We start from the raw sequence: 21,084 nt of genomic DNA, 5'->3' as shown, positions 1-21,084 counted from the left end.
ATTTACAACATCAAAGATATAGTATGGTCAAGGATCTGTTTACCAAGCCCAAACTCTATATGATGATGTTTTATCATTCCATGATTTTTTCCAGAACCACCATCCCGATAAGGTATAATTTCTTAAATCATTTGCTCCGGCAACAGTTTGATAATATGGAGAATAAAAATTTAAGGTTCTGCCGTTATAACAACTATGCTGGTATAATCTTACATACGCTCTTCTCCCCCATGGCTTAGTAAGTCTAAGAGAAGACATATGATCATTGTATCCTCCCAAATTCCAATCTTTATAATAGTATTTATTAGTTCTACGTATACCAGTCATTTCTGTAACATAGTTTATATGATAGTAGAAATAAAAGTTTCCGGTACCATTAATCGATCCATCTACACAAGCTCCTTTTGTAACTTGTTGTTCTGATCTTTCTTTAGGAAAATCCCCTGCTAGTTTAACTATATATTCATCTACCTCATCATTAGTATTAAAAACTTTTACATTAATGGTTGTTTCTCCTTCTTTTTGATCTTCAAAAAATAATCCTTGAGGAGAATCTTTTTTTCCAAAAATACGCTCTGCCATTTGTACATCTCCGTCCACTTTTACTACTTCAGATTCCTTGGTATCTAAAACATAAAGGACTTTAAATTTTTCCCCGTAATAATCATAATTGTGTACGATTTCTACAATTCCTTGTTCCGAAGCTTTATTCTGAAGATCTTTAGTTGATTTTACACCAGGTTCTTCAATATTTAATTCGTCTTTATTACAACTTGTAAAGACAAAAAGCATCATAACTGACACTGCACAGAATTTAATAATTAGTTTCATTTTTTATGGTTTTAAGATTCCTACTCTATTTAAGGCTTTTCGGAGTTCGCCTATAGTTTTGGTTAGGGTGCTATTAATCATTTTTGGCGCCTTTAAAACTCTTAATAGCATATGTAAATGTATTCTTTTTCCTTTGAGTAAAAAGGGGGAAATATCCCCTTTTTCACAAAAGAATACCTTACACATTATATGCATATCCATCAAAACAGATAATGGTTATCCATCACTTATTTAATGAATAACCATTATCTGTTTTATTTAAAAAATCAAACTATTACTTCTGGCAATAAATATTATATGCAGTTGATTATTGTAGTCTATATTAAAAATAGAAGGAAAACAAACTAATATGCAGCAAAAGTATTTTTCATATTCATCGACATACTTTTAAACGATTGTTGCTACATAACAAAGGAAACCTCACAAGTTTTTAAAACCTGTGAGGTTTCATGAGATCATGGTGTACTACTAGACACCTGAAGGACTTTTCCGTTATAGAATTTATTTCCGGTTAAAGAGAATCCTTTTATATATTCTGCCATTTCTACAGCTGTTAAAGGTGCCTGATACCCCGGAAATGCTTCTTCCAGCATTTCGGTCTGCACAGCTCCAAGAGCAAGCACATTAAAACCAATACCACTTTCTTTATACTCTTCTGCCAATAGTTCGTTTAAGGTAATCACAGCACCTTTACTAGAGCTATAGGCGGCTAACCCAGGAAATTTCATACTCCCTTGTATACCCCCCATACTACTTACAGTAACTACATGACTACCTGATTTCATATGTGGCAAAGTCAAACGTGTAATTTCGGCTACTCCAAAAACATTTACCTTATATACTTCTTCAAAATCCTGAGTAGAGATTTCACCAAAAGGTTTATTTAGTAATTTACCGGCGTTATTGATCAAAATATCTACCTGTTTCCATGAAGAAGAGATGTAGCTACTCATCTTTTCAAGATCTTTTGGGTTACAGATGTCAAAAGAAAATGTATGTATATTTTTATGTTGAAGAGCATCGATAGGCTTTTCATTCCTTGATAATGCCAACACCTGGTGACCTTCGTCGGCAAATAGCTTTGCCATTTCATACCCTATACCCCTACTTGCACCTGTTATAATGATATTTTTCATTCTTCTCTAAAATAAAGTCACATGAAAAATCATATCTTTTTTGACTTTTCAGACCATTTCTTTTTATTAATTCAACTTAATTTCTTTATCCGATGTATTTGCCATTTTTGTAAGTACTGGAAAACAACTATTAATAAGTTCTGCCATAAACTCAAAATTCATTTCAGATATTTCATCATCTACATGGTGATAATAGTCATAGTTGGTAAAATCAAAGGTAGAAATCGTCTGGCAAGGCACTTTAAATTGCTCATAGAATGGATAATTATCGCTTCTTCTAAACAGTTGAAACTCTTTGGCTTTTGGCAAATACCCTATCAGCTCTGATCCTGCGTATTCATTCATTTTTTGAGCCATATTAGACATTTCATATCCTGTGATATAGGCTTTGTATGGTTTATCATTTAATGGTACTCCTATCATTTCAAAATTAACCATAGCATACACATTAATATTCTTTTCTTTTAGTACCTCTGCAAGGTGTGCCGACCCCAGTAATCCTCTTTCTTCTGCGCCAAACAGCACAAAAAGAATACTACGTTTGTTATTTTTTAATTGAGCAAATTGTTTAGCCAGAGAAATTACTGCACTGCTTCCTGCTGCATTATCATTAGCACCATTAGCAATTACATCACCATTAACTTCTTTTCCTGTACCTATATGATCAAAATGTGCTCCCAATATGATAAATTCTTTTGATAACTTATCATCTGTACCTTTAAGAAATCCAACAACATTATATGTCGCTGTTCCTTTTGCATCAAAAGCATCTCTATAAGTTTCAAAATAAGGTGCTATCTTATTTTTTTTAAACTCTTCTTCAATAAATTTTGCGGCTTTTTCTAAACCTTCGCTTCCGGTATCTCTTCCTTTCAACTCATCACTAGCTAAAAAATTCATTATAGCCGCAACATCAGAAACTTTAGTTTTTTCTATAGAAGCATTTTCTGCTGTCTTAGCTTGTGGTTGAGCAATTGTTCCTTGCTTACAATTGATAAATAAAATCGAAATCAGGATGATCAATATGTTCTTTTTCATAAAAATATGTTTTGGATAAAGATAAAAAATCCCGCTTCATTAGAAGCAGGATTGAATATGAATATTATAATAGCAGTCATCTACGCAAGCATAGTAACCGGATTTTCAAGATACTGTTTTAACGTTTGTAAAAACTGAGCTCCTGTTGCTCCATCTACAGTTCTGTGATCACAAGCTAAGGTCACTTTCATTGTATTACCAACTACAATCTGACCATCTTTAACAACTGGTTTTTCTACAATAGCACCAACCGAAAGTATAGCTGAATTAGGTTGATTAATAATAGAAGTAAATTCCTGGATTCCAAACATCCCTAGATTAGACACCGTAAATGTACTACCACTCATTTCTTGCGGAGTTAATTTTTTATTACGGGCTCTACCTGCTAAATCTTTAACCTTAGCTCCTATTTGAGTAAGAGACATATGATCTGTAAAAGGTAAAACAGGAACTACCAATCCATCTGGTACCGCTACAGCGACCCCAACATTAATATGTTTAGCATATCTGGTTGCTACATCTGTCCACTGCGTATTAACCTGTGGGTGTTTACGAAGTGCCAATGCACATGCTTTGACCACCATATCATTAAAAGATACTTTAACATCTGGTAATTCGTTAATCTTCTTACGCGATGCCATTGCATTTTCCATATTTACCTCGATAGTAAGGTAGTAGTGTGGTGCATTAAATTTTGAAGCCGAAAGACTTTTTGCAATAGCTTTACGCATTTGCGAATTTTTCACTTCTTCAAAACTTTCTTCTCCTGCTGGCGTATATGTTTGTACTACAGGAGCAGAAGTTGTTTCTTTAACTTGTTGTGAGGTACCAGCACTAGCTGCAGAAGGTGTAAATGACTCTACATCCTTCTTAACAACACGCCCGTTTTCGCCTGTTCCTTTTACCAGAGAAAGGTCTATTCCTTTATCTGCTGCTATTTTCTTTGCTAGCGGAGAAGCAAATATTCGCCCTCCCGATGTTCCATTTCCTTGTGAAGTTGCAACTGTTGTTTCTGCTTTTTCTTCTTTTGCAGGTGCAGCATCTTTTGCTGCTGCTGTTACAGGAACGCCATCTTTAAGCGCAGATATATCTGTTCCTGCAGGGCCAATTATTGCCAATAAAACATCTACCGGAGCAGTTTGCCCTTCTTCTATCCCAATATGCAACAAGGTTCCGTTATAGAATGACTCAAACTCCATAGTAGCTTTATCTGTCTCTATTTCGGCTAGAATATCTCCTTCTTCAACAGTATCTCCTACTTTTTTTAACCAGGTAGCTACGGTTCCTTCTTCCATTGTATCGCTAAGACGTGGCATAGTAATAATCTCTACGCCATCAGGAATTGTAGCAGTTTGATTTGAAACGGGTGCTGATTCTTCTACTTTTTCTTCTTTTACCGATTCTGTATCGGGTGTTGTATTTCCGTTTAATAAATCAGAAATATCTTCGTTTTCTTCTCCGATAATTGCGAGTAATTGATCTACCGGAGCTGTCTCACCTTCCTCGATCCCTACATGAAGTAGTGTTCCTTCATAAAAAGACTCAAACTCCATTGTCGCTTTATCTGTTTCTATTTCAGCAAGGATATCTCCTTCGCTAATTTTATCTCCTTTTTTAACAAGCCACTTCGCAACCACTCCTTCTTCCATGGTATCGCTCAATCGCGGCATATTAATTACTGTAGCCATAATTTATTGTGGTTTGTGTGATAAAAATGGATAATTATCCTGTTCGTATACAACGTCATACATCACATTCTTCTCAGGGAATGGTGATTCTTCGGCAAACTTTTGACATTCTGCCACTCTATCTTTTACTCGTTTGTCTATCACTGCAATTTCTTCATCGGTAGCATATTTTTTATCTTTAATAATATCTAAAACCTGAGTGATCGGATCTATTTTTTGATATTCTGCTACTTCTTCCTTGGTACGATATTTTTGTGCATCACTCATAGAATGCCCTCTATATCTATATGTTTTGAGTTCTAAAAATGTTGGTCCACCACCTGTTCTTGCCCTGGTAATCGCTTCATCCATTGCTTCAGCAACCTTTATTGGATTCATTGCATCTACTGGTCCACATGGCATTTCGTATCCTAACCCTAACTTCCATATATCTGGATGATTAGCTGTTCTTTCTACAGATGTTCCCATTGCATAACCGTTATTTTCTACACAAAATACTACTGGTAAATTCCAAAGCATTGCTAAGTTAAACGTCTCATGTAGTGATCCCTGTCTGGTAGCTCCATCACCCATAAAAGTAAGTGTAACCGAGTCTCTTTTATTATACTTATCTGCAAATGCTAAACCTGCTCCCAAAGGGATTTGTCCTCCGACAATTCCATGTCCTCCATAGAATCGATGTTCTTTAGAAAAAATATGCATTGACCCTCCTAAACCTTGAGAAGTACCGGTACCTTTACCGTATAACTCTGCCATTACCCGTTTTGGATCAACACCCATACCAATAGGCTGCACGTGATTACGGTATGCTGTAATCATGCGATCTTTAGTAAGATCCATAGCATGCAAAGCCCCCGCCAAAATTGCTTCCTGACCATTGTATAAGTGTAAAAAACCTCTTACTTTTTGTTGAATATAAACTTGAGCTAACTTATCCTCGAATTTTCTCCAGAAAAGCATTTCTTCGTACCAATTTAGGTAAACATCTTTGGTTATCTTTTTCATTTAGTTGTACTGATGTATGTCTAAAAAAAACTAGCTATAAAACTAGCCATTATTTAATTTTTTCTCTTATTTTTTAAGAGAACGAAAAACAAAAATAACATATTCGAAATTAAGGAAAAAGGAGTTTGCAGATAAAATCAACGAAAACGTTATAAATATGAATTATCAAAAATAAGTGGCAATATATTAGATAAAGAAGATGATTTAACTACTTTTCCTGTTTCTCCCATAAAATAAATAGCTATTGGCATATTTTGTTTTACCTCATATTCTGCTATTGCCTGTCTACAAGCACCGCAAGGAGGTGTCGGGGTTAATAATTGATATTTTAACGATTTAGCAGAAAGTGCCATAGTAACAATAGGAACCTCAGGAAAATTAGCTCCTGCATAATATATAGCTGTACGTTCTGCACACAATCCCGAGGGATAACACGCATTTTCCTGATTATTTCCTAAAACCACCTCTCCATTCTCTAATAAAAGTGCTGCTCCGACCAAAAACTCAGAGTAAGGAGCATATGCCTTATCTCTAATAGTAATGGATTGCTGCATCAATTCCTGAATATTTCCTGGTAACTCATCAAATGAATCATATACCTGTAAGACAGATTTTATTTCTATTTCTTTCACACGTTTAGATTTTAGTAATTTCTTAATGCTCGTTTTATGTGTTATTAATATTACTTTCTAACTCTTCATACAGTATTGTTTAACTCACATAGCCTTTAAAAACTCTACAAAGCATATCGTATTCCTAAATTTGAACTACAAATAAAAGTATTACAATGTACTATAAACAAAAAAAGTATCAAACCCTTCGGCTTGATACTTTATTATATTAGTATACGATATTTTCTAGTCGTAATATTCGTCTCCAAAATTAAAGGAAAGACCAAAACGTAGTGTTCCTTCAAGTGGACTTCTAACAGACGAGGTAGAAAATAAATAAGATATATCTAAGTTTACAATATTATATCTGAAACCTGCACCTAAAGATAGGAATTTACGTGCTCCTTTTTCTTCTGCTTCATTAAAGTATCCTGCTCTAAAAGCAAATACATCGCGATACATATACTCTGCACCTAATGCCCAGGTAATTTCTTTTAATTCTTCACTAAACCCATCTGGTGCATCTCCCCAAGAAGAAAAGATAGCTCCAAATTCACTTATATCATTGTATTCGTTATTTGCAATAGTTGTATCGTTTCCATCAACAACACCATCTCCATTTCTATCTATAGTATTATCCAAAGGAGTTGGCACAAGTAATTTACTAAACTCTAACGAAGGTGTAATTCGATTATCCTCATTAAGAATAAAATCGAATGCAGCTCCTAATCTAAAATTAGTAGGTATAAAGTTTTCTTGACCTGCATCATCATATTTTATTTTTGGTCCTATATTAGAAATTGTAGCTCCTGCTCTCCATCTACCATTAAAAGAATTAAAAGCAATCTCATCACTTCTATAAAAACCAGCAATATCTACACCAAAACTCCCTGCTGCACTAGCATCTGCTCCCAAACCTTGTAATCTAAGATCAGAACGTAAATAACGCCCCGCTACAGCCATAGAAAACCTATCACTAAGTTTTAATGCATATGAAACATCAAGTGTTAATTCATTTGGCTTTTGAACATTAGGCTCATCATTAGGTCCTTGTCTAAACTCTATATCTCCTAAACTAAAATATCTAAAACTCGCTGCTACAGCACTTCGCTCATTAAGACGATTGTAATAATTTACATTCCCCAAGAATATATCATTAACCAGATTACTTAAGTAAGGAGTATAGTTAACCCCGACCCCTTGCTTGTTTTTTATGAATGCATATTTAGCCGGATTCCATTGTTGTGAAAATGCATCTGGAGAAGTAGCAACCCCCTGGTCTGCTAAACCAGCCGCTCTTGCATCTGCAGCTATTAATAAAAATGGAGTAGCAGTTGTTATTGCCCTGTTTTGTTCCTGAGCCTGAGTTTTAAAAGTGAAAACTGTAACACACAATAGGCTAAGGGTTAATAATCTTTTCATATCCTTTAAAAATTGAGTTTGACAAATATATAGTTATTTAGTTAGTAAGAATAGTGAGTTCTTAATTTTTTTAAGTTGATGGTTTATAAACGCTGATTTTAAGGATATCTTATATTTCATTTTAGTTTCCGTGATTAATTTTTATCAAAACACCTCAAACATGCACGCTTAAATCCCATGTAAGCTTTTAAATTTCAAACAATTGACGATCTCATCTCGTCATAAGGTTGCTTACCACAAGAAGTGAAAATAATGTTAAATAATCATATTATTTAACATTTTGTTAAGAAATATGATTGCTTGAAAAAAAATTAAGTGCAATGTTTTTTTAATATTTTAAATTTCTTGTTTTTATTACATCTCAAATAATAAACTCACAAATATTGCGTTAAACCAGAGTCGTTATAAATTCATAAAAAAATGTGAATTGATAATATTTTGAAAAAATTAGGGTAATTTTAACGTTTATTATTTATATTGCAAGCCCTAATTTCTACTTAAACGAACTTAAGATTATGAAAAACGCGTTTATTTTTAAGTCGCTAATGGCGCTTTCCATTAGTGTTTTACTGTTTAGTTGTTCTAAGAACGATTATGGGAGCAGTTCTAGAGCCACAGGTTGGAAATACAATTCCAAAGATGGTGGATTTCAGGTACAGACAAATTACAAAGAGCAAGAAACTGGCCCTGGTTTAGTATTCATTGAAGGAGGTACATTCACTATGGGACGTGTACAAGATGATGTAATGCATGATTGGAACAACACCCCAACTCAGCAACATGTTCAATCCTTTTATATGGATGAAACCGAAGTTACCAATGTAATGTATCTGGAATATCTTGATTGGTTAAAAGGAGTATACCCTCCTACAGAACCAAAATACAGAAACATATATTATGGTGCACTTCCTGATACCTTAGTTTGGAGAAATCGACTTGGTTTTAACGAAATGATGACCAATAATTACTTACGTCATCCTGCGTATGCTAATTATCCTGTTGTAGGGGTAAATTGGATTCAAGCAATAGAATTCAGTAATTGGAGGACTAACCGCGTTAATGAAAGAATTCTTGAAGAAGAAGATGTAATTAAAAAGAATGCTCCTTTTGAAGATGTTTCTGCAGAAAGCACTTTTGACACAGATACATATTTAAACGCTCCTACACAAACTTATGGAGGTAATGATGAAGCTATCAGAGGTGGTAGAGCATCAGAAAGATATGCAAAAACAAACGACTCTACAGGATTATATATACAACGGAAAGACGGATTACTTTTACCTAAATATAGACTTCCAACCGAAGCTGAATGGGAATATGCTGCTTTAGGATTAGTAGAAATTAGAAGTTATAACATCTATAGAGGTAGAAAAAAATATCCATGGACTGGAAAATACACTCGTTCTGGAAAAAGAAGAACTCGTGGAGATCAATTAGCTAACTTTAAGCAAGGTGATGGTGATTATGGTGGAATCGCTGGATGGAGTGATGATGGTGCAGATATTACTGCTCCTGTAAAATCTTACAATCCTAACGATTATGGTTTATATGATATGGCAGGAAATGTTGCAGAATGGGTAGCCGATGTTTACAGACCTATAGTAGATGATGAATATAATGATTTTAACTACTATAGAGGAAATGTATATACCAAAAATGCTATCAATCCTGATGGAACTGTAAAAATTGTTATGACAGATTCTATAGTATATGACACACTTAGTAATGGTAAAATTATAGCTCGAGTATTACCTGGTGGAATTTTACAAGTTCCTATCGATGAGCAGGAAACATACATGAGAACTAATTTTACTGATAGTGATAACAGAAACTATAGAGATGGTGATAAAAGTTCTTCTAGATATTATGAAGGATTTCAGGATCAGGCTACTCCTAACAGAAGAATGTATAATGCACCTATTCACTACGTAGGTCCTGATGCAGAAGATAGCACAAAAATGGACAGAAGATACGATGAGTCTAGTAAAAGAACTACTATTGTTGATGATGAAGTACGTGTGTACAAAGGTGGTTCCTGGAAAGACAGAGCCTATTGGTTAGATCCAGCACAAAGAAGGTTCTTACCACAAGATATGGCTACCGATTATATTGGTTTCAGAAATGCAATGTCTCGTGTTGGTACTAAAGCCAGAAAGAAAAAAACACCAAGACACCAGAAACCAAAAGGATAAGAATTTAATTAAAGTTCGTTATAAATACCAAAAGCCCTGTACATATTTGTCAGGGCTTTTTAATATCATATAATTAATGACCATCACCCAAATACATCAGTTATTCCTAGCCAGCAATGGCGTATGTACAGATACCCGAAAAATAGAGTCTAATGTTATTTTTTTTGCTTTAAAAGGAGAAAATTTTAATGGAAACACATATGCACAAAAAGCCTTAGAACATGGAGCAGCATATGCAATAATTGATGAAGTAGCATTTAAAACAACAGAAAAACATATTCTTGTAGATGATGTTCTACAAACGCTACAAGATTTAGCTTCGTTTCATCGTAAACACTTAAATATTCCTATTATTGCTCTAACCGGAAGCAATGGAAAAACTACCACAAAAGAATTAATCAACAGTGTGCTTTCTTCTTCTTTTAAGACCTCTGCAACGATAGGGAATCTAAATAACCATATCGGAGTTCCTCTTACACTTTTATCAATGACAAAGGAAACTCAAATAGGAATTGTAGAAATGGGAGCCAATCACCTAGAAGAAATTGCATTTTTGTGCTCTATTGCCAATCCAGACTATGGATATATTACAAATATTGGAAAAGCTCACCTAGAAGGTTTTGGAAGTATAGAAGGTGTTTTAAAAGGAAAAACAGAACTTTATGATTATCTAAAAAAGCACAACAAATTAGTTTTTCTTAATCTTGAAGACAAAAAACTTGTTAATGCATCTTCTGGAATAAAAGCGTATAGTTTTTCACAATCTAACACCAGTGACGTAATTATTAAATTGACGGGCACCGATCCAAATGTAATTATTTCTTATCAAGATAGTACCATACATAGTAATTTAATAGGCCAGTACAACTTTACAAATATTGCAGCTGCTATCGCCATTGGGTCTCATTTCAAAATTAGTATAGACAAGATCAAACATGCAATAGAATCTTATACTCCTACAAATAATCGTTCGCAAATCATTAAAAAAGGAGATCATACCATTATTCTGGATGCCTATAATGCAAATCCATCGAGCATGGAAGCTGCCATCCATAATTTCGTTCAATTACAATATAATACCAAAATTGTCTTTTTGGGAGATATGTTTGAATTGGGTAATGATGCAGCTCTAGAGCATCAAAAAATAACAGACCAGATAAGCAATACACAAACAGAAGAAATATATTTAATTGGGACTCATTTTTTTGCCACTAAATGTACTAATCCTCATATTCATAAATTTAAATCTTATGAAGATCTTGAGACAAATTGGGCTCTAAAAAATCAAAAAGGTATAATTCTAATCAAAGGATCCCGAGGCATGAAACTAGAAAGAATTCTAGACCTTCTTTAGCTCGTTATAGCGTCATTTCTTACAAATGCTTCAAGATTATCTATAGATGTTTTTATAGACTTTCTTATGGCTCTTTTTATCAAAAGAAACAACATCAACTTATGCAATAATGATTTTGCCTCAGGATATACTTCTACAGTTAGCAAACATCGATTACCAGGTAATGATTTTATAATAAAAAATTGATACAATGCATGCAAAGGAGCATCTGTAGTACGCTCTCCATAGACAATTTCATTTACACCTGCTTTCTTGGTTACTGTTGTAAAATTGAGTCGTTTTCCATCAATTACACAGACATGCTCGGTACCTAATCGAGTAACCTCTCCCGGGTTATACTCGAATTTATCAACTCCCTTTGCCCAATAATGTCTATAGCTATAATTAGTAATATATTCTAATAATTGTGCTGCAGCAATTTCGAATTCTCTCATTAAAACTACGGACGGGGAACATTGAAAACTCACCACTTCTGGGGTAGCAAAAGGAGTAAGCTTCAATTTGTTTTTACTTATTTCGGAAAACGAATAAGTAATTTCCTTAGTATCATAAGTATCCTTACCCGCTCTAAAATGGTATAATTTACTCTCGTAATTAGCAGGAAGCCCAATAGCTTTAGACACTTCATCACTTAACAAAGCATAGTTATCGCTTACAATTGAGTTTTTAAGTAATCTATGAGCCTCAATAACTACCTGACCAAAAGGCTTACGTTTTTCCTGAACTGTAATAAATTGCAACTCTCCACAATGCACTACTATTTTTAACTGTAAATTAGGTGCTGTAGCACATGCATTACAAGGGCAAACACGGTTTTTCTCTAAAAGTTTAAGATGACTATAAAACGAAGTAAACATTGTTTCAATCTGAGCCAGTAGCTTTTCTTGTGACGGGATTTCATTTTCTTTATAAAAAAACAATGCATCCCCTTCTATTTCTGCCAGTTTTAAATCTTGTGTATTAGCATTAATCAAAACCTCTAACAACTCAGAAATCACATGTTGACTATGCTCTACTTCGGTATTCTGAACAAAGTGTGTAAAACCAGAAATATCAGGTATAAAGAGTAATGATTTTGCCATCCGAAAATTTAATATTTGTTTTGATTAAAATGAGAGAGAAGTATAGCTCTTGTACACTTTTCAAATCATAGATCAACTATTTTATATTTAGGTAGTAGGTATTTTTCTTTATAACTAACAATATACAAATCCTTATTGATCATCAATATGTCAATAGATATATTTAACTTCATATTTCTTTTCTTTTAAGAGGTCGCCATAATTCCTCCATCGATAGTTATAGCAGAACCTGTCATCCAAGAAGAATCTTCTGATGCCAAAAACAATGCTAGTTTAGCAATATCTTCTGGTGTACCCAAACGTTTTAATATGGTAGCATTTTTTACATTATCGACAGCTTCATCAGGGTTCTTAAATGCTTTTGCAGAATCCCAAATCAGAGGTGTATCTACTGGGCCGGGACAAATAGCATTAATGCGTATTTCGGGGCCATAATCTAATGCTGCTTGCTTAACCAAAGAGACTAACGCTGCTTTTGATGCACAATAGGCAGCATGGTTTGGGAAACATTTAAATGCAGCTATTGATGCATTAGCAATAATGATTCCTTTCTCTTTTTTGATATATGGAATAGCATATTTGCATAAATAAAAGAACGAATTAAAATTTATGTTCAGGGTTTCATGCCAGTCTTCAATACTAATCTCGGTAAGGCTTCCCAACCCTAAAACTCCTGCATTACTTACAATACCACTAAGTTTTCCATACTTGGTAATTGCTTTGGAAACCAGTTCTTTATTCACCTCAGGAATTCCTACATCACCTGCATGAAATATAACACCTGCAGATATCGATTTTAACTCTGCTACTAATGCATTTCCTCTCTCTATGTTCCTACCACTCAGCACTAATTTAGCTCCTTCTTTTGCATATAAAACAGCAATAGCTTTTCCCATGCCGCTTGTAGCACCCGTAATGATAAATACCTGATTTTCTAATTTCATTTTAGCTCTCTTGCAGTTTTTATCAATAGCTCTTTTGTTAATTGAATACCTTTATCCTCGTCATCATTAGTTCCTTCGTATTCAATACCAATGTAACCAGTATAACCAGCATTTTTTACAATTTGAAGCATTTTGACATAGTCGATTTGCGTTTCATTTCCCTGTTCATCAAAATCATTGGATTTGGCACTAATCCCTTTAGCAAAAGGCATCATATCCTTTACACCTTGATATCGGTCATATTCATAAAAATTACCAAAATCAGGTAAAGTACCACAATTCTTTAAGTTAACATTCTTCATGATTTTGGATAACCAATCACCATGGGTAGAATAGCTTTGATGATTTTCGACTATTATATTGATAGCATAATCTTTAGCGAAATCAGATAATTGTACTAAACTGTCCACTCCTGCCTTTGCAACATCGGCTCTACTCCCTTCTCCATGCAGATTTACACGAATAGAGCTACATCCTAAAAATTGTGCTGCTTCTACCCATTTATAATGATTTTCTATTGCTTGTAATCTTTCTTTTTTATCTTGATCACCCAATTCACCTTCTGCATCAACCATAATCAAAACGTTTTCTACATTTAGATCTGATGTACGCTGTTTTAATTCGCTAAGAAACCTTTGATCTTTAGCTCTATCCAGAAAAAACTGATTGACATATTCTACAGCATGAATATCAAAATCATTTTTAGCTTTCGCAGGAAAATCGAATGTTGTAAGTTTTCCTGAACGTAAACTTCTATGTAACGACCACTGTGCAAGTGATATTTTAAAAAACAAAGTGTCTTCTTTTACGATCATACGTGATGGAAATGATAACGCTAACCCCATACCTAAAGCTGTGTTTGAAGTTTTCTTTATAAAAGTTCTTCTGCGCATATTCTTATCGATTAACAAGACCAATTTGTTGGCAAACGATCCCAACGATGATCTCTTAGTTTATCTATCCACTCTTGTGAAAGTCCTTGTCCATCACCTATACGCATATTGGCTTCTACATTACGTAGTTGACGCATACCAGGAATCATCGTAGTTACCGCAGGATGTGCTGCAATAAAACGCAATGCTAATTCTGCTAATGGCATTTCATTCTGAACCAGTTCTTTTAATTTTTCGATACGTTCTATAGTAGGCTGCAAATTTTCGGGACCAAAATAAATGTTTCTAAAATCCCCTATATCCCATTTAGATTCTAATGAAAGTTTTCCGGTAAGAGAGCCTTCATCAAATGGAACACGGGCTATAACTGCAATATCATTCTTTTCGCAATACGGAAATAATACATCTTCGGGAGATTGATCGAAAATATTATAAATAACCTGTATTGAATCGATTAACCCAGACTCTAGTGCTTTCAAGCAATTGGCAGGTTCCCATCGGTTTACACTAATCCCAAAAGATTGTACTTTTCCTTCTTGTTTTAGTTTTAATACCATTTCTTTCCATTCATCTCGTTCTGCCCAACTATCTTCCCATACATGAAATTGTTGTAAATCAATGGTTTCAACCCCTAAATTCTTCAAGCTCTTTTCTGTATACTCCACGATATGATTTGATGGATATATATCTTTTAAAGTAGATGATTTACTTGGCGGCCATTCATCAATTTTCGGAGGAATTTTTGTTGCTGTATACAATCTTTTTTCCGAGTGTCTTTTTAATAACCCCGCTAAAATTTGCTCGCTTCTTCCTTCTGCGTATCCCCACGCTGTATCAAAAAAATTACAACCCAATTCAATAGCTCTATCTAATGACTTATTAGATATTTTATCATCTGATTCTGACCAACCTGCCATACCCCACATACCATATCCAACCTGACTTACGTTCCAATCTAACTTTCCAAATTTTTTATATTTCATTTTTATCTATGCTTTTCCAAAATTGTTATTTTTCCGTATACAAATTATTAAAAATTGCATTCAAGAGTGTTCCGTTATCACCATTAAATTGCCAAAACATAACCCCTCCCAGTTGGTTATTTTTTACAAAATCTACTTTATATTTTATCGATTTGGCATTATCATAAGTAATAAATAAAGAATCTTTTTGGCGCCATATATATGGCGTATTTGCCTCTTCATCCCAATATTTTGTAAACCCCTTATTACTATTTACACTATCTATAATAGCTTCATAATTATAACTACCTGTCATCCCATATGTTTCTTGATAGAGCCCATTATTAATAGGATTAGCACCTTTCCACCATCTTCCATAAAAGGGGACTCCTAAAACAATTTTATGTATAGGAATACCTGCGGTTACATGTTCCTGAACAGCCGAAGCAACATTTCTTACTATGGTATTGTCATCATGTATTGAAGGGTTAAGGTTGGCATGATGTCCTGTTTTACGTTCTCCTCCTCCATGAAAATCATAGGTCATAATATTAATAAAATCGAGATAAGTATGTGCTTTTCTCATATTGGTATGATCTAAATAATTTTGACTGGCTCCACTAGCAATTGTTAAAAGGTATTTATTTTGATCTGTATCTAGTGTATTTAATTTTTCTCTCAGCAATTTCAAAATTGCAGTAAAATTTTCTTTATCTTCTGGTCTATGCATATTTCCATCTCCAGGAAGCCCTGGATACTCCCAATCTAAATCAATACCATCAATCTGATGTCTTTGCATAAATGCAATTGCACTATTCGCAAATTTTTCTCTTGATTCTTCTGTTAACACAGCATCAGAAAAGTTTTTAGACCACGACCAACCTCCTACAGAAATTAAGATTTTTAAATTCTTATTGACTTGCTTTAAATTATTTAATTTTTTTATGATTTCAGTATCTGTATCTTTTCCTTCAATTACTTCTCCATCTTTGATATTAGCAAATGCGTAATTGATATGCGTTATTTGCTTTGCTTTTTCAAAATTTTCTCCCCAATTATCTTCCCATGCATTTACATAGGCGATAATTTTTTTATCAATAGGTATCTTATCATCTTCTAAACGCTCTTTCTTTTTTGAAGTACAACTTAAAATAAGGAATACTAAGCAAGAAAATACTATTAAATGTTTCATTTGTGTACGCTTTACGATATTAATAATTTATGTTCTTCAGGGATTCAGTAATTTTTTCTGCATTGAATTTTAATTTGGGCAAATCTCTCTCTATAACAATTTTATCATTAAACAAAGTACTTCCTATACCTATGGCATTAGCTCCAGCTTGTATCCACTCTTTTGCATTTTCTATAGTAACTCCTCCTGTAGGCATCATCGGAATATTTGGAAAAGGTCCTCTTAAACTTTTAAAATAAGGCACACCAACACTATTGGCTGGAAAAACTTTAACAATATCCGCACCTGCTACATGGCAGTTATATATTTCTGTTGGTGAAAATGCACCCGCCATTACTACTATGTTTTGTTGTTTTACGTATTCAATTAAGTTAAAATCTGAAATTGGAGTCACTATAAAGTTTGCTCCTGCATCGATTGTTTTTTTTGCCTCTTCTACAGAAAGAATAGTACCTGCACCTAAAACAATTGAGTTTCCAAATTCTTTATGCATATCTTGTATGATTGCCAATGCATTAGGCGTAGTCATTGTAATTTCAATACAACTAATCCCTCCTTCAATAATGGTTTCAATAAATTTAAGAGCTTCGAATTCGTGTTTAGAACGAATAACGGCTATTGCCTTTTTATCAAATATTTTACCTAAAGTATTCATATCGTACTCTTATCGTTTTACATATCCGGGTGCACTATTATACATCAACTCCATTATTTCATCCTTGTTCACTAAATTAAAATCTCCTATAATGGTGTGTTTTAATGCAGATGCTGCTGTGGCAAAATCTATTGTTTTTTGATTGTCATATTGATTTATCAACCCATGAATAATTCCAGCAGCAAAAGCATCTCCAGCTCCTATTCTGTCTATTATATCTATAGTATAGTTTTTACTACATACTCCTTTATTATTTTCAAATAAAACACCTTGCCAATTATTATTTGAGGCTGATTCAACATCTCTATTGGTGTAAGCAATATGTTTTGGATTACAAAAAGAAGTTAGTTTTTTAGTAATTTCAGAAAAAACATCAATAGCATCTACATTTTCTGTACTGGTTTTTATCCCAAATACTTCTTCTGCAACTCCTCTGTTCATAAACAAAACATCTGTATACTTAAGAGTAGTATCAATTATTTTTCTTGCTTCTTTAATAGACCACAAACTCCTTCTATAATTGATATCAAAACTAATAGTGACATCCATTGATTTGGCTATTTTAAGCATCTCTATATATACCTTCTGGCAAGAGTATGAAAGGGCTGGAGTAATTCCAGTTACATGAAGCCAATGTACATTCTCAAATATTTGACCCCAATCAAACATAGCCGAAGTTATCTCAGAAAATGCTGAATGTTTTCTGTCATAAACAACTTTTGATGATCTTACTGATGCTCCTTTTTCTAAGTAATATGTTCCTGTTCTATCTCCTCCACGTATGATCAAATCTGTATTCACCTGATAACTTTTTAATTCTTTAATGATTAAATCCCCAATATCATTGTTAGGAAGTCTACTTAAATATTTAACTTTATTATTTAGCAAAGCCAAAGAAACAGCTACATTAGCTTCTGCTCCTCCAATGTGTACGTCAAATGTTTTTATTTGAGTTAATTTTTGGTGATTTGGAGCGGAAAATCGTAGTAAAATTTCTCCAAACGTTAAAATAGTTTTATTTACTTCCATGTTCTTTGAAGGAATTTTATAAAGTTTTGACTCATGATATTTTCAATATCGTTTTCTGTATATCCTTTTTTAGAAAGCATAACAGGAATTTTTTGCAAATCTGCAATAGTATCCAAATCATAGGGTGATTGTTCCTTCCCAAAAGCTCCATCCAAATCTGTACCGATCCCTACATGTTTAGAATTTCCAGAAAGTTGACAAATATGATCTATATTATCAATCATTTGATTCAAAGTAACTCCCATACCTTTGGGTGTTGATTTTCCTCTTACCCAATTTGGCACCATCATCCAAGCATCTAAAGCAACTCCTATCACTGCTTCTCTGTTAATTAGTTCAAGGATTTGTTCATCTGCATACTGCCGATTGTGATTTACAAATTTTCTGCAATTATTATGACTCGCCCATACGGGTCCATTATAAACATTCATGGTTTCCCAAAAACTAACATCGCATAAGTGGGTTGCATCCAGAATTAAGTTGAGTTCTTCAATTTTTTTAAGTAATTCTTTTCCTTTTGTACCAATACCTCCAACAGAATCAGTCCCGTGAGCATAAGTTCCGGGGCCATAATGAGCGGGGCCGATCGCTCTTAATCCTTGCTCATATGATTTTTCTAAATGATTAATTGTAACAATAGAATCAGCTCCTTCTAAACTTAGGATATATCCGATTGGTTTATCTGACACATCTTTCTTCCAGACATCTATATGTGCATTTAGTTGTTTTGCATTCGTAATTTGTGTCATTTCACCAATTTCCTCCATTGCTTTGTACCACGCCAATTGCCCCTGCGTTTGCGCCCAAGCTTGGTGTGGAGAATTCCAACCAGGTAAATTGCTTCCTTTTTTTACATAACGAGCTATCTGTGTAGCTACACAAATCCCTATATTTCCTTTTCGCATGGCATCCAGAGAAACTGTATTTTTTCCTCTATCTGGCTTATCTACCATTTTGACCTCACTTTTTCGAATATCTTCTACAGTCCAGGTTAAATCTCTATTCCATTCTAAAGCATTCATGGCAAGATCAAGATGTGCATCGAGTATAAACATGTTTTTACTTAATTTTAATATATTTCTCTACGATATATTTTTTGATATTTGCTTCTTTTATTTCTTCTATACTATACTGAATGAGTGAATCTCTTTTTATTTCAATAGTAAAGGGGGAAATCTTTATTTCTATAAACATCCCATCAAGTATACATAAGGCTTTCAACATATTGATTATCCCTAATTGTATAGGTTCCTCCTGTTCTATAAAAAAGATCTGCACCTTTATGATTTTGGTTAAAGAATGTAAAATGAGTTTTATTAATTATTTTAATAAAATCTGATGTTTTGACATTCCTGATGTGCACAGAATCTTGTTCTTTAGTTTCTGCATATATTAATTTCTATGCTCCAGTTGTATCATAAGCTTTTACAACATTGGCTTTATTGTTATTTTCATTTTTGCATTATTAGTTTATTATATGATCTCTTGCAACTATTTTCCAACGACCTGTTATTTTTTTACCTATAACTGTTAACACTTTATCATATTTAGGGACTGTCGGGCAAATGTGAGTTGGAATAGTGTAACAAATAGTGCCGATAGGGTATTTTTCTGATTCGACACATTCTACTACCAAATGTTCTTCACTATGACTTATTTGCTTACAATTTTCTAAATTCAGAATTTTTAACCTTGGAAAATTCATTTCTGATGCGACTGATTTATGTCCTAGATCCAAACAGATAAAATTTACTTTAGGTTTACTAATCACTCTACCTAATAGAACAGCTGCGGGAAGGAATTTCAAATCTTCATACTTATCTGCATACCCTTGATCCCATAATAGTGATGTACCAGGACTTACTTCTATATTATCTCTTTTTATATGTATCGAAAAAGTAGGTGTACCCCCGGCAATAATGGTTTTAATTTTTATTCCTAAAAGCTCTATTTGATTTTTTAATTGCAGCACCAAATCAAATGCTTTGTCACATTCCTTTTTACGTAAATCAAAATCGGGTTCATGTATATGACCATCATACACATGTAACCCTTTTGCTATTAGGTTAGGGTATTTTTCTATTTTTTGATAGAGGGTTATTGCTTGATTATTTGGCAATATCCCTGTTCTATTCATGCCATTATTAATGTCTAACCACACTGAAGCCAATGTTTGTTTTTTTGAGGCCAGGTCGGCAATTTTTTGAAGTGTTTCTGTATTATCCACAATTGTAGAAAACTTAGAGTTTGGAAACGTTAAGATCAATTCAAAAAATCTATCAATATTTATTCCTACCGGTTGTATAGCTAAAAGAATATCTTTCACTCCGCAGGTGGCTAACAGTTTAGCTTCAGCTATCGTAGCGCATTTAAACTTTGAAATACCGTATTGTAATTGTAGTTTAATTATTTCTGCAATTTTATGGGTTTTTATATGGGGTCTCAAAGCATCTGTTCCTCCTGCAATTTGGATCATCATTTTAATATTCTCTTTGATCCTATCTGGATACACGATAAGGGAAGGAGAAATTACATTCTCAACATCACTGATTTCATACCATTTTTGATTTTCCATTGTTTAATGTAATTCAAACATAGCTTCTACCTCAACAGGAATACCATCTGGTAGCATCATACCTACTGCACTTCGGACTCCAATACCATTCTCTGTACCAAATACATCAGCCATTAATTCGCTAAATCCATTTATTACTAAAGGTTGTCTTATGAAGTCGGGAGTACAATTAACCATTCCCAACACTTTAACGATTCTTTTTATTTTATCTAAGCTACCAAAATGTGTTTGTATAGATGAGAGCATAGTTAAGCCTGCTTGTCTTGCAGCTAGCTTTCCTTGTTCTATATCTAAATTATCTCCTAAACGGCCTTGCATTAAGTTTCCGTCGTTTTGCATTGGCCCTTGCCCAGATACATATAAAAAATTATCGACCACTAGTATGGGTCTATATACGCCTGTTGGTTTTGGGGCAGGAGGAAACTCTAATCCTAATGCCACAATTTTTTTTGATGGTGAACTATTATTCATCTTT

At 33.8% G+C, this 21,084-nt stretch carries 20 protein-coding genes; 2 read left to right on the top strand and 18 right to left on the bottom strand.

The window, feature by feature from the left end; translation table 11 throughout:
• Positions 1–39 precede the first annotated feature (39 nt).
• From Z053_RS0123130 to porV, 7 genes are all read right to left on the bottom strand, one after another.
• Complete coding sequence (locus Z053_RS0123130; RefSeq protein WP_035096610.1) at positions 40–831, bottom strand: hypothetical protein; 792 nt, start codon at positions 829–831, stop codon at positions 40–42.
• Positions 832–1,286: 455 nt separating this feature from the next.
• Positions 1,287–1,967: an SDR family NAD(P)-dependent oxidoreductase gene (locus tag Z053_RS0123120; protein ID WP_025667341.1), complete on the bottom strand. Its 681-nt coding sequence runs from the start codon at positions 1,965–1,967 to the stop codon at positions 1,287–1,289.
• Positions 1,968–2,033: 66 nt separating this feature from the next.
• On the bottom strand, positions 2,034–3,005 hold the full coding sequence (locus tag Z053_RS0123115) for a M28 family metallopeptidase (protein ID WP_025667340.1): 972 nt from the start codon (positions 3,003–3,005) through the stop codon (positions 2,034–2,036).
• Positions 3,006–3,085: 80 nt separating this feature from the next.
• On the bottom strand, positions 3,086–4,693 hold the full coding sequence (locus Z053_RS0123110; RefSeq protein ID WP_025667339.1) for a pyruvate dehydrogenase complex dihydrolipoamide acetyltransferase: 1,608 nt from the start codon (positions 4,691–4,693) through the stop codon (positions 3,086–3,088).
• Positions 4,694–4,696: 3 nt separating this feature from the next.
• Positions 4,697–5,698: a pyruvate dehydrogenase (acetyl-transferring) E1 component subunit alpha gene (pdhA, locus tag Z053_RS0123105; protein WP_025667338.1), complete on the bottom strand. Its 1,002-nt coding sequence runs from the start codon at positions 5,696–5,698 to the stop codon at positions 4,697–4,699.
• A 149-nt stretch (positions 5,699–5,847) separates the two neighbouring features.
• Positions 5,848–6,357, bottom strand: coding sequence for a cytidine deaminase (locus Z053_RS0123100; protein ID WP_323754786.1), 510 nt, complete (start codon positions 6,355–6,357; stop codon positions 5,848–5,850).
• Positions 6,358–6,555: 198 nt separating this feature from the next.
• On the bottom strand, positions 6,556–7,731 hold the full coding sequence (porV, locus tag Z053_RS0123095) for a type IX secretion system outer membrane channel protein PorV (RefSeq protein WP_025667335.1): 1,176 nt from the start codon (positions 7,729–7,731) through the stop codon (positions 6,556–6,558).
• A 515-nt stretch (positions 7,732–8,246) separates the two neighbouring features.
• Here porV and gldJ point away from each other — a divergent pair.
• Both gldJ and Z053_RS0123085 read left to right on the top strand, forming a co-directional pair.
• Entirely contained in the window at positions 8,247–9,923 is a 1,677-nt protein-coding gene (gldJ, locus tag Z053_RS0123090) for a gliding motility lipoprotein GldJ (RefSeq protein ID WP_025667334.1), read from the top strand.
• A 76-nt stretch (positions 9,924–9,999) separates the two neighbouring features.
• On the top strand, positions 10,000–11,277 hold the full coding sequence (locus tag Z053_RS0123085) for a UDP-N-acetylmuramoyl-tripeptide--D-alanyl-D-alanine ligase (RefSeq protein WP_025667332.1): 1,278 nt from the start codon (positions 10,000–10,002) through the stop codon (positions 11,275–11,277).
• Here the strand turns inward: Z053_RS0123085 and Z053_RS0123080 are convergent.
• The 11 genes from Z053_RS0123080 to Z053_RS0123030 form a co-directional block, all read right to left on the bottom strand.
• On the bottom strand, positions 11,274–12,359 hold the full coding sequence (locus tag Z053_RS0123080; protein WP_025667331.1) for a DUF2652 domain-containing protein: 1,086 nt from the start codon (positions 12,357–12,359) through the stop codon (positions 11,274–11,276). The genes Z053_RS0123085 and Z053_RS0123080 overlap by 4 nt on opposite strands.
• A 185-nt stretch (positions 12,360–12,544) precedes the next feature.
• Positions 12,545–13,303, bottom strand: a complete 759-nt coding sequence (locus tag Z053_RS0123075; RefSeq protein WP_025667330.1) for an SDR family NAD(P)-dependent oxidoreductase — start codon at positions 13,301–13,303, stop codon at positions 12,545–12,547.
• Complete coding sequence (locus Z053_RS0123070) at positions 13,300–14,196, bottom strand: sugar phosphate isomerase/epimerase family protein (protein ID WP_025667329.1); 897 nt, start codon at positions 14,194–14,196, stop codon at positions 13,300–13,302. The genes Z053_RS0123075 and Z053_RS0123070 overlap by 4 nt, the downstream gene beginning before the upstream one ends.
• Positions 14,197–14,207: 11 nt before the next feature.
• The gene (locus Z053_RS0123065; RefSeq protein ID WP_025667328.1) at positions 14,208–15,179 is read right to left on the bottom strand and encodes an aldo/keto reductase; all 972 of its coding nucleotides are present in this window, start codon (positions 15,177–15,179) and stop codon (positions 14,208–14,210) included.
• 25 nt (positions 15,180–15,204) lie between these two features.
• Positions 15,205–16,350, bottom strand: coding sequence for a glycoside hydrolase family 18 protein (locus tag Z053_RS0123060; protein WP_025667327.1), 1,146 nt, complete (start codon positions 16,348–16,350; stop codon positions 15,205–15,207).
• A gap of 19 nt (positions 16,351–16,369) precedes the next feature.
• Positions 16,370–17,005, bottom strand: coding sequence for a bifunctional 4-hydroxy-2-oxoglutarate aldolase/2-dehydro-3-deoxy-phosphogluconate aldolase (locus Z053_RS0123055; protein WP_025667326.1), 636 nt, complete (start codon positions 17,003–17,005; stop codon positions 16,370–16,372).
• A 9-nt stretch (positions 17,006–17,014) separates the two neighbouring features.
• The gene (locus tag Z053_RS0123050) at positions 17,015–18,034 is read right to left on the bottom strand and encodes a sugar kinase (protein WP_025667325.1); all 1,020 of its coding nucleotides are present in this window, start codon (positions 18,032–18,034) and stop codon (positions 17,015–17,017) included.
• Entirely contained in the window at positions 18,025–19,089 is a 1,065-nt protein-coding gene (locus Z053_RS0123045) for a dipeptidase (protein ID WP_025667324.1), read from the bottom strand. Before Z053_RS0123045 ends, Z053_RS0123050 begins: the two co-directional genes overlap by 10 nt.
• A 4-nt stretch (positions 19,090–19,093) precedes the next feature.
• Positions 19,094–19,312 carry a hypothetical protein gene (locus Z053_RS30480; RefSeq protein ID WP_025667323.1) on the bottom strand — a complete coding sequence of 73 codons (219 nt, stop codon included), beginning with the start codon at positions 19,310–19,312 and terminating at the stop codon, positions 19,094–19,096.
• A gap of 187 nt (positions 19,313–19,499) precedes the next feature.
• Positions 19,500–20,609: a D-TA family PLP-dependent enzyme gene (locus Z053_RS0123035; protein WP_025667322.1), complete on the bottom strand. Its 1,110-nt coding sequence runs from the start codon at positions 20,607–20,609 to the stop codon at positions 19,500–19,502.
• A gap of 3 nt (positions 20,610–20,612) precedes the next feature.
• Positions 20,613–21,080, bottom strand: coding sequence for a RidA family protein (locus Z053_RS0123030; protein WP_025667321.1), 468 nt, complete (start codon positions 21,078–21,080; stop codon positions 20,613–20,615).
• Positions 21,081–21,084: the final 4 nt, after the last annotated feature.

This window comes from Aquimarina megaterium XH134, assembly GCF_000520975.1.
GTDB classification, from domain to species: Bacteria; Bacteroidota; Bacteroidia; order Flavobacteriales; family Flavobacteriaceae; genus Aquimarina; species Aquimarina megaterium.
This window is presented reverse-complemented; position numbering and strand designations above follow the sequence as displayed.

What these genes read in the sequence shown, in the direction of transcription:
- Z053_RS0123130 (WP_035096610.1), bottom strand. Translation starts at nt 831, where the DNA reads ATGAAACTAATTATTAAATTCTGTGCAGTGTCAGTTATGATGCTTTTT.
- Z053_RS0123120 (WP_025667341.1), bottom strand. Translation starts at nt 1,967, where the DNA reads ATGAAAAATATCATTATAACAGGTGCAAGTAGGGGTATAGGGTATGAA.
- Z053_RS0123115 (WP_025667340.1), bottom strand. Translation starts at nt 3,005, where the DNA reads ATGAAAAAGAACATATTGATCATCCTGATTTCGATTTTATTTATCAAT.
- Z053_RS0123110 (WP_025667339.1), bottom strand. Translation starts at nt 4,693, where the DNA reads ATGGCTACAGTAATTAATATGCCGCGATTGAGCGATACCATGGAAGAA.
- pdhA (WP_025667338.1), bottom strand. Translation starts at nt 5,698, where the DNA reads ATGAAAAAGATAACCAAAGATGTTTACCTAAATTGGTACGAAGAAATG.
- porV (WP_025667335.1), bottom strand. Translation starts at nt 7,731, where the DNA reads ATGAAAAGATTATTAACCCTTAGCCTATTGTGTGTTACAGTTTTCACT.
- gldJ (WP_025667334.1), top strand. Translation starts at nt 8,247, where the DNA reads ATGAAAAACGCGTTTATTTTTAAGTCGCTAATGGCGCTTTCCATTAGT.
- Z053_RS0123085 (WP_025667332.1), top strand. Translation starts at nt 10,000, where the DNA reads ATGACCATCACCCAAATACATCAGTTATTCCTAGCCAGCAATGGCGTA.
- Z053_RS0123080 (WP_025667331.1), bottom strand. Translation starts at nt 12,359, where the DNA reads ATGGCAAAATCATTACTCTTTATACCTGATATTTCTGGTTTTACACAC.
- Z053_RS0123075 (WP_025667330.1), bottom strand. Translation starts at nt 13,303, where the DNA reads ATGAAATTAGAAAATCAGGTATTTATCATTACGGGTGCTACAAGCGGC.
- Z053_RS0123070 (WP_025667329.1), bottom strand. Translation starts at nt 14,196, where the DNA reads ATGCGCAGAAGAACTTTTATAAAGAAAACTTCAAACACAGCTTTAGGT.
- Z053_RS0123065 (WP_025667328.1), bottom strand. Translation starts at nt 15,179, where the DNA reads ATGAAATATAAAAAATTTGGAAAGTTAGATTGGAACGTAAGTCAGGTT.
- Z053_RS0123060 (WP_025667327.1), bottom strand. Translation starts at nt 16,350, where the DNA reads ATGAAACATTTAATAGTATTTTCTTGCTTAGTATTCCTTATTTTAAGT.
- Z053_RS0123055 (WP_025667326.1), bottom strand. Translation starts at nt 17,005, where the DNA reads ATGAATACTTTAGGTAAAATATTTGATAAAAAGGCAATAGCCGTTATT.
- Z053_RS0123050 (WP_025667325.1), bottom strand. Translation starts at nt 18,034, where the DNA reads ATGGAAGTAAATAAAACTATTTTAACGTTTGGAGAAATTTTACTACGA.
- Z053_RS0123045 (WP_025667324.1), bottom strand. Translation starts at nt 19,089, where the DNA reads ATGTTTATACTCGATGCACATCTTGATCTTGCCATGAATGCTTTAGAA.
- Z053_RS0123035 (WP_025667322.1), bottom strand. Translation starts at nt 20,609, where the DNA reads ATGGAAAATCAAAAATGGTATGAAATCAGTGATGTTGAGAATGTAATT.
- Z053_RS0123030 (WP_025667321.1), bottom strand. Translation starts at nt 21,080, where the DNA reads ATGAATAATAGTTCACCATCAAAAAAAATTGTGGCATTAGGATTAGAG.